Annotated in this window: 7 protein-coding genes; 4 read left to right on the top strand and 3 right to left on the bottom strand. The window is 69.0% G+C overall.

Annotation, left to right across the window (positions count from 1 at the left end):
- Positions 1-63: 63 nt before the first annotated feature.
- Positions 64-822, top strand: a complete 759-nt coding sequence (locus tag V7004_RS05830; protein WP_334142708.1) for a phosphoglyceromutase — start codon at positions 64-66, stop codon at positions 820-822.
- A gap of 125 nt (positions 823-947) precedes the next feature.
- On the opposite strand, the gene V7004_RS05825 is transcribed toward V7004_RS05830, so the two are convergent.
- The 3 genes from V7004_RS05825 to V7004_RS05815 all read right to left on the bottom strand — a co-directional run bounded on the left by V7004_RS05825 (position 948) and on the right by V7004_RS05815 (position 3,376).
- Positions 948-1,289, bottom strand: a complete 342-nt coding sequence (locus V7004_RS05825) for a P-II family nitrogen regulator (protein ID WP_334142707.1) — start codon at positions 1,287-1,289, stop codon at positions 948-950.
- 9 nt (positions 1,290-1,298) lie between these two features.
- Positions 1,299-2,732 carry an ammonium transporter gene (locus V7004_RS05820; protein WP_334142706.1) on the bottom strand — a complete coding sequence of 478 codons (1,434 nt, stop codon included), beginning with the start codon at positions 2,730-2,732 and terminating at the stop codon, positions 1,299-1,301.
- Positions 2,733-2,815: 83 nt separating this feature from the next.
- Entirely contained in the window at positions 2,816-3,376 is a 561-nt protein-coding gene (locus V7004_RS05815; protein ID WP_334142705.1) for a helix-turn-helix domain-containing protein, read from the bottom strand.
- 130 nt (positions 3,377-3,506) lie between these two features.
- Between V7004_RS05815 and V7004_RS05810 the strand changes: the two genes are divergently transcribed.
- From V7004_RS05810 to V7004_RS05800, 3 genes are all read left to right on the top strand, one after another.
- Positions 3,507-3,929, top strand: coding sequence for a cyclic nucleotide-binding domain-containing protein (locus V7004_RS05810; RefSeq protein WP_208027480.1), 423 nt, complete (start codon positions 3,507-3,509; stop codon positions 3,927-3,929).
- Positions 3,930-4,029: 100 nt separating this feature from the next.
- Positions 4,030-6,276 (top strand): heterodisulfide reductase-related iron-sulfur binding cluster, encoded by a 2,247-nt coding sequence (locus V7004_RS05805; RefSeq protein ID WP_334142704.1) that lies wholly within the window; start codon positions 4,030-4,032, stop codon positions 6,274-6,276.
- On the top strand, positions 6,254-6,709 hold the full coding sequence (locus V7004_RS05800; RefSeq protein WP_334142703.1) for a response regulator: 456 nt from the start codon (positions 6,254-6,256) through the stop codon (positions 6,707-6,709). Before V7004_RS05805 ends, V7004_RS05800 begins: the two co-directional genes overlap by 23 nt.
- The last annotated feature ends 52 nt before the right edge of the window (positions 6,710-6,761 follow it).

The following is a 6,761-nucleotide window of genomic DNA, read 5'->3' as shown; positions in this document are numbered from 1 at the left end:
TAAAAGTTGAGTGCGTCACTATCAACTTGGCCGCCGACGGGTTTGTTCCCTAGCTTCGGATCCATGACGCACACGCTGGTGCTGCTCCGCCACGGCGAGAGCGAGTGGAACAAGGCCAACCTGTTCACCGGGTGGTTCGACGCCGACCTCTCCGAGCGGGGTCGGGAGGAGGCGGTACAGGGCGGACAGGACCTGGCCGCGGCAGGAATCGAACCCGACGTCGTGCACACCTCCGTACAGACCCGAGCCATCCGCACCGCCAACCTGGCTCTCGACCAGCTGGGCCGGCTGTGGATCCCGGTGCGGCGCTCGTGGCGACTCAACGAGCGGCACTACGGCGCCCTCCAGGGGCTGGACAAGCGAGAGACCACCGAGCGGTACGGCGCGGAGCAGGTGAAGATCTGGCGCCGGAGCTACGACGTGCCCCCGCCCCCGCTCGACCGGGACGACGAGCGCCACGCCCGCTTCGACCCCCGCTACCGCAGCCTTCCCCCGGATGCGCTCCCCGCATCCGAGTGCCTCAGGGACGTCGTCACCCGGATGCTGCCGTGGTGGTACGACGCGATCGTGCCCGACCTCCGAGCGGGGGCCACCGTGCTGGTGGTGGCGCACGGCAACAGCCTGCGAGCGCTCATCAAGCACCTCGACGGCATCAGCGACACCGACATCGCCGAGCTCAACCTCCCCACCGGCAGGCCGCTGCGCTACGAGCTCGACGAAGCGCTGCGGCCCACCCGTGACGTGCCGGTGCTGGAGCGCGTCGTGGGCGACGTCGAGGCGGCCAAGGCGGCGGCCGAGGCGGTGGCGCGCCAGGCCGGCTGACAGACCGGCCAGCGCCGGCGGCTGGATCTCCTCGCTTGCCCGCACACGGCGGAGGGACCCGGCTGAATGCCGGGTCCCTCCGCCGTCGGGGGGTCGAGAGTCGGCAGTCCGGTGTACCCGGCCGGTCAGAGGGCCTCGTCGCCCATCTCACCGGTGCGGATGCGGATCACCCGATCGACCGGGGTGATCCAGATCTTCCCGTCGCCGATCTTGCCGGTGCGCGCCGCCTGCTGGATCACCTCGGCGACCTTGTCGGCCTCCTCGGTGGGTACCACCAGCTCCAACTTCGCCTTGGGCAACAGGTCGATCGTGTACTCGGCTCCGCGATAGGTCTCGGTGTGGCCGCCCTGGCGGCCGACGCCTCTGACCTCGCTCACCGTGATCCCGACGACGCCGATGTTCCTGAGCGCGTCCTTGACCTCGTCCAGGGCATGGGGACGGATGATGGCCGTCACGAGATGTTGCATGGCCTGCACCTACCTTCCTGCCGAGACCGGCACACCCACCAGCGAGAAGTCGCCGATGCCTGTGCCACTGAGCACGTCCGGGCCGTAGCCGGGTGCACCGTGTTCGGCGACGTCGAGCCCCGCGAGCTCCTCTTCTTCGGGGACCCGCAGACCCATGAGCAGCTTGATCGCACCGAACACGATGGCCATCGTCACCGCCACGAACGCCGCGATGGCCGCCACCCCGATGGCCTGGGTGGCGAGCTGGCCGGCGCCACCACCGTAGAAGAGGCCGTTGACCGAGTCGGCACCGAGTGGGGAGCCGTCGGTGGTGGCGAACAGCCCGACCGCCAGCGCGCCGAACGCTCCGCACACCCCGTGCACCGACACCGCCCCCACCGGGTCGTCGATGCGGATCCGGTCGAAGAACAGCACCGCCGCCACCACGATGGCGCCGGCGATCGCGCCGATGGCCGCCGCGCCCCAGTTGTTGACGTGTGCCGTGCCGGCGGTGATGCCGACCAGTCCGGCGAGCACCCCGTTGCCCGCCATGGCCACGTCGGGCTTGCCGGTCTTCAGCCAGATGGCGGCCATCGCGGCCACCCCGCCGGCCGCACCGGCGATCAACGTGGTCACCGCCACCGCGGGCACGACGCCGTCAGCCGCGAGCTGTGAGCCGGGATTGAACCCGAACCAGCCGATGAACAGGATGAACACCCCGATGATGGCGAAGGGGATGGAGTGCCCGGGGATGGCCCGTGGCTTGCCGTCCGGGCCGTACTTCCCGATGCGTGGACCCAGATAGGCGGCACCGACGAGCGCCGCGATACCCCCGACCATGTGGACGATGCTGGAGCCGGCGAAGTCGATGTAGGGAGTGTCGAGGTTCGCCAGCCAGCCACCGCCCCACGTCCAGTGCACGACCACCGGGTACACCAGGGCGGTGATCAGGAAGCTGTACACGAAGTAGCTCTTGAACTTGGTCCGCTCGGCCATCGCGCCCGACACGATGGTGGCCGCCGTGGCGGCGAAGGCCACCTGGAAGATGAAGAACGTCGGCAGGCTCAGCGTCGATTCGGCCAGGTAGTTCGTGGTGAACTCCGCCGAATCGAGGAACCAGCCCGACGTGCCGAACAGATCGTTGCCCGTGCCGAACGCGATCGCGAAGCCGATCGCGGCGAAGGCCAGCACCCCGACGCAGAAGTCCATCAGGTTCTTCATCATGATGTTGGCCACGCTCTTGGCCCGGGTGAGGCCGGCTTCGACGAGCGCGAAGCCCGCCTGCATGAAGATCACCAGCACGGCGGCGATCAGCACCCAGATGTTGTCGAGCGCAGCCTGGACGGCATCGGCAGCGAGCGGCTCCGCGACCGTCTCGTTGCCCTCCTGTGCGAGCGCCGGCGTCGCGGTGATCGCGAGCATGGTCGCGACGACCGTCGCGGCGGCGAACAGCCTTCTTCGCATGTGTCCTCCTCACTGTCGAGTGGCCCGTCGGAGACCACGCTGCGACGGTAGGAACAGGGTGTTTCCCGGTGATGCGAGATCCGTTACGCGTTCCGAACGGGTTCCTGACACGGATCTGACGTCGCCGATCCGTTCTCGCCGCCGACCACCGGTACACCGGGATCGAGCTCCAGCAGGTAGCCGCGGGAGCGCACGGTGCGGATCGCCAGGCCCAGTGGGGCGATGCGCCGCCGCGAGCGCAACACGTGCACGTCGAGCGCGTTGCGCCCCGGCGAGCCACCCGGCCAGCCGGCCCTCGACAGCTGCTCGCGGCTCACGACGGCGCCCATGCGTTCGAGCAGCGCGCCCACCAACCTCGCTTCGACCGGAGGCAGCAGCACCCACTGCTCGCCGCAGCGCAGGACCCCATCGCCATCGAGGGTCGGCGAGGCGCGGTGATGTGCTCGGAACCGCTGAGCGAGGGCGTCGACGCGCGAGCGCAGGTCCTCCGCCGCGGCCGGCACCCTGACCCAGTCCTCCAGGCAATCGACGGGTGCCGGGGGAGCCACCCCATCGTCGAGCAGCAGCAGTCGCGGCCGGCCCTCTCGCTCGAGGTGAGCACGCCGTTCCCGCTCCAGCGGCCATCGCAGGAGGACCACGTCCACGGCGAGCGACCGTACGGAACCGGCGTTTCCGCACGGTTTCGGGTTCGTGAACGATCGGGATGGGAGCACCACGATGAGCGTCACCGTCGAGTCAGCCGCACGCACCGAGCCGGGACCTAAGCTGCCGCGCATGGCACGCTCGTCGTACCTCGACCACCTGGCCCAGATCCGGCTGTTCTCCTCGTTCTCCAGGCGGGACCTGCAGAAGATCGCCAAGGCCTCCGACGAGGTGGAGGTGGAGGCCGGGCGGGTGCTCGTCGAGGAAGGCACCACCGGCCGGGAATCGTTCGTCATCATCGACGGCCACGCCACCGTCAAGCGCAACGGCCGGAAGGTGGCGACCCTCGGGCCGGGTGACCACTTCGGTGAACTGGCCCTGCTCGACGGCGGTCCCCGTACCGCGACGGTGGTGGCCGACACCCCGATGACGCTGCTCGTGCTCGGCCAGCGTGAGTTCAACGGCGTGCTCGACGAACTGCCCGGCCTGGCCCACAAGCTGATGGCCTCGATGGCGCAGACCATCCGGGCGCTCGACCAGCAAGCCTACGGTTGACGCCCCGCGCCGGGCCGGGCTGCTCCCCCGGCGCGAGCGGCGGGCGAGCAGCCCGGGAATGCGGTGACCGAGCCTACCGGCGAGTAGTTTCGGGCCTGCTATGAGCGCCTCCACCAGCGAACGCGACGTCCCAACGGGCACCTCCTCCACGCGCGTCAAGGCGTCCAGCGCCGTCGTCGCGATCGGGATCCTGATCGGTGTGTTCACCGTCCTGTCCGGCGTGGCGTCTGCGGTGTTCAATCAGCACGACGACTCCCCGATCACCCGGGAGGTGTTCGGGGGGATCCCGAGCGTGCTCAAGGTGGCCTTCTACATCGTGGTGCCGGTCCTGCTGGTCTACGGCGCCGTGCTCTTCTCGTTCCGCACCCGCAACTGGGAGCGGGGCAAGCCCGACAACCGGGCGACGACCCCGAGGAACGTCAAGCGCCGCCTCGCCGACTTCCGTGCCGGGGTCTACATGCAGACCCTGTTGCGCGACCCGGCGGCGGGCATCATGCACTCGCTCATCTACTTCAGCTTCCTGGTGCTGCTGGCGGTCACGACGATCCTCGAGATCAATCACCAGCTCCCCGAAGGGCTCAAGTTCCTGCACGGGCAGGTGTACCAGGCGTACTCCTTCGTCGGCGACGCGGCCGGGGTCACCCTGACCATCGGTGTGGTGTGGGCCATCGTGCGCCGCTACGTGCAGCGGCCGTACCGCATCCGCATCAAGTCCAAGCCCGAGCACGCGGTGATCCTCGGCGTGCTGCTCGCCCTGCCCGTCACGGGCTTCCTGGCAGAGGGGTACCGGATCGCCGCGGAAGGCTCGCCCGAGTTCGAGAAGTGGTCCTTCGTCGGCTACCCGATCGCGCAGCTCGTCGACGGGACCTCACACCTCGCCGGGTGGCACCAGACCTGGTGGATCGTGCACGTGGTCGTGTTCCTGGCGTTCCTCGCCATCCTGCCGGTCACCATGCTGCGACACATGTTCACCTCGCCGCTGAACATGTACCTGCGTGACCGGGACCGGCCGAAGGGCGCCATGAAGCCCATGCCGAACCTGATGGAGACCGAGCTCGAGACCTTCGGCGCCTCCACCATCGAGGACTTCACCTGGAAGCAGCTGCTCGACACCGACGCCTGCACGATGTGCGGTCGCTGCACGTCGGTGTGCCCGGCGCACGCGACGGGCAAGCCGCTCGACCCCCGTGAGATCGTGCTCAAGACCGGCGAAGTGATGGCGGCTACGGGCTCGCCGGCGGTCTCGCCGCCCATCGGTGTCGACCCGGAGATCACGGTGTCGGCCGACTCGGTGTTCGAGCGCATCACCCCCGAGGAGATCTGGGCCTGCACCTCCTGCAAGGCGTGCGACGAGAACTGCCCGGTGAACATCGAGATCCTCGACAAGATCCTCGACATGCGGCGCTACCTGTCGCTGATGGAGTCGAACTTCCCCACCGAGCTCGGCAACGCCTACCGCTCGATGGAGAACAGCGGCAATCCCTGGGGGATGAGCCAGGGTGAGCGGGCCGACTGGACGGCGAAGCTCGACGGCATCCAGGTCGTCGACGGGTCCAGCCCGCTGGAGGCCGAGTACCTCTACTGGGTGGGTTGTGCCGGCTCCTTCGACGACAAGAACAAGAAGGTCACCCAGGCCATGGCCCAGCTCATGAAGCGGGCCGACATCGACTTCGCCATCCTCGGGCCGGCCGAGATGTGCACCGGCGACCCTGCCCGCCGCTCGGGCAACGAGTACATCTTCCAGATGCTGGCCATGCAGAACATCGAGACGCTCAACGGCATGGGCGTGCGCAAGATCGTCACCCAGTGCCCGCACTGCTTCAACACCCTGGCCAACGAGTACCCCCAGCTCGGCGGCACCTACGAGGTGGTGCACCACAGCCAGTTCCTGGAGTGGCTCATCGAGAGCGGCAAGCTGGACCTCACCGACGCCCGGCTCGACGAGCGCATCGTGTACCACGACTCGTGCTACCTCGGCCGGCACAACGACGTGTACCTCGCGCCCCGCAAGGTCATCGGCTCCCTCGGCGGGGTGGAGGTGGTCGAGGCGAGCCGCAACGGCACCAAGGGCATGTGCTGCGGTGCCGGCGGGGCACGCATGTGGATGGAGGAGCACGTCGGCAAGCAGGTCAACGTGGAACGCTCGCAGGAGCTGATCCGCACCGGCGCCGGCCGCATCGCCACCGCCTGCCCGTTCTGCTACATCATGATCGACGACGGGGTGAAGGGTGAGGGCCTCGACGACGATCAAGTGAAGGTGGCCGACATCGCCATGCACGTGCTCGAAGCGATCGAGAAGCGCGACCGGGGGAGCGAGCAGGTCGGTGCTGCGGCGATCGAAGACTGACGAGGCCGCGCACGGCCCCACCCGGGTGCTGGTCGTCGACGACGATCCCGATGCCTGCGAGCTCGTGGCCCGCATCATCGAGTCGGCCGGCTGGGGTGCGGCCCGGGCCCACTCCGCCGAGGAGGCGATGAGCGCGCTGGTGGGTGGGCAACCCCCGTTCACGGCGCTGGTGCTGGACTTCGTCGGCGCCGGCACCGACGCCGCCCTCGGGGTGCTCGAGGAGGTGCGCCGGCGACCCGAGGTGGCCGACGTGGCCGTGGTGGTGGTCGCCGCCTCCCGCTACGACCGGGACCGGGTCTGGCAGGCGGGCGCGGATGGGCTGCTGGTGCGCCCCTTCCACGCGGACGACCTGGTGAACGAGCTGTACGCGGTGTTCACCCGCACTCCTGACGAGCGGGCCGCGTTCCGCGCCGAGCAGCTCGCCACCGGCTGATCCCTTCCGCTGCCGATTCGGCGGCCTTCTCCGCGAACCGGCAGGTCAAACT

It is taken from the genome of Rhabdothermincola sp., from assembly GCF_036846205.1.
Taxonomy (GTDB): Bacteria; Actinomycetota; Acidimicrobiia; order Acidimicrobiales; family Acidimicrobilacustridaceae; genus Rhabdothermincola.
Note: the sequence above shows the minus strand (reverse complement) of the source record. Positions and strands in the feature narration are given on the sequence as shown.

What these genes read in the sequence shown, in the direction of transcription:
- V7004_RS05830 (WP_334142708.1), top strand. Translation starts at nt 64, where the DNA reads ATGACGCACACGCTGGTGCTGCTCCGCCACGGCGAGAGCGAGTGGAAC.
- V7004_RS05805 (WP_334142704.1), top strand. Translation starts at nt 4,030, where the DNA reads ATGAGCGCCTCCACCAGCGAACGCGACGTCCCAACGGGCACCTCCTCC.
- V7004_RS05820 (WP_334142706.1), bottom strand. Translation starts at nt 2,732, where the DNA reads ATGCGAAGAAGGCTGTTCGCCGCCGCGACGGTCGTCGCGACCATGCTC.
- V7004_RS05825 (WP_334142707.1), bottom strand. Translation starts at nt 1,289, where the DNA reads ATGCAACATCTCGTGACGGCCATCATCCGTCCCCATGCCCTGGACGAG.
- V7004_RS05810 (WP_208027480.1), top strand. Translation starts at nt 3,507, where the DNA reads ATGGCACGCTCGTCGTACCTCGACCACCTGGCCCAGATCCGGCTGTTC.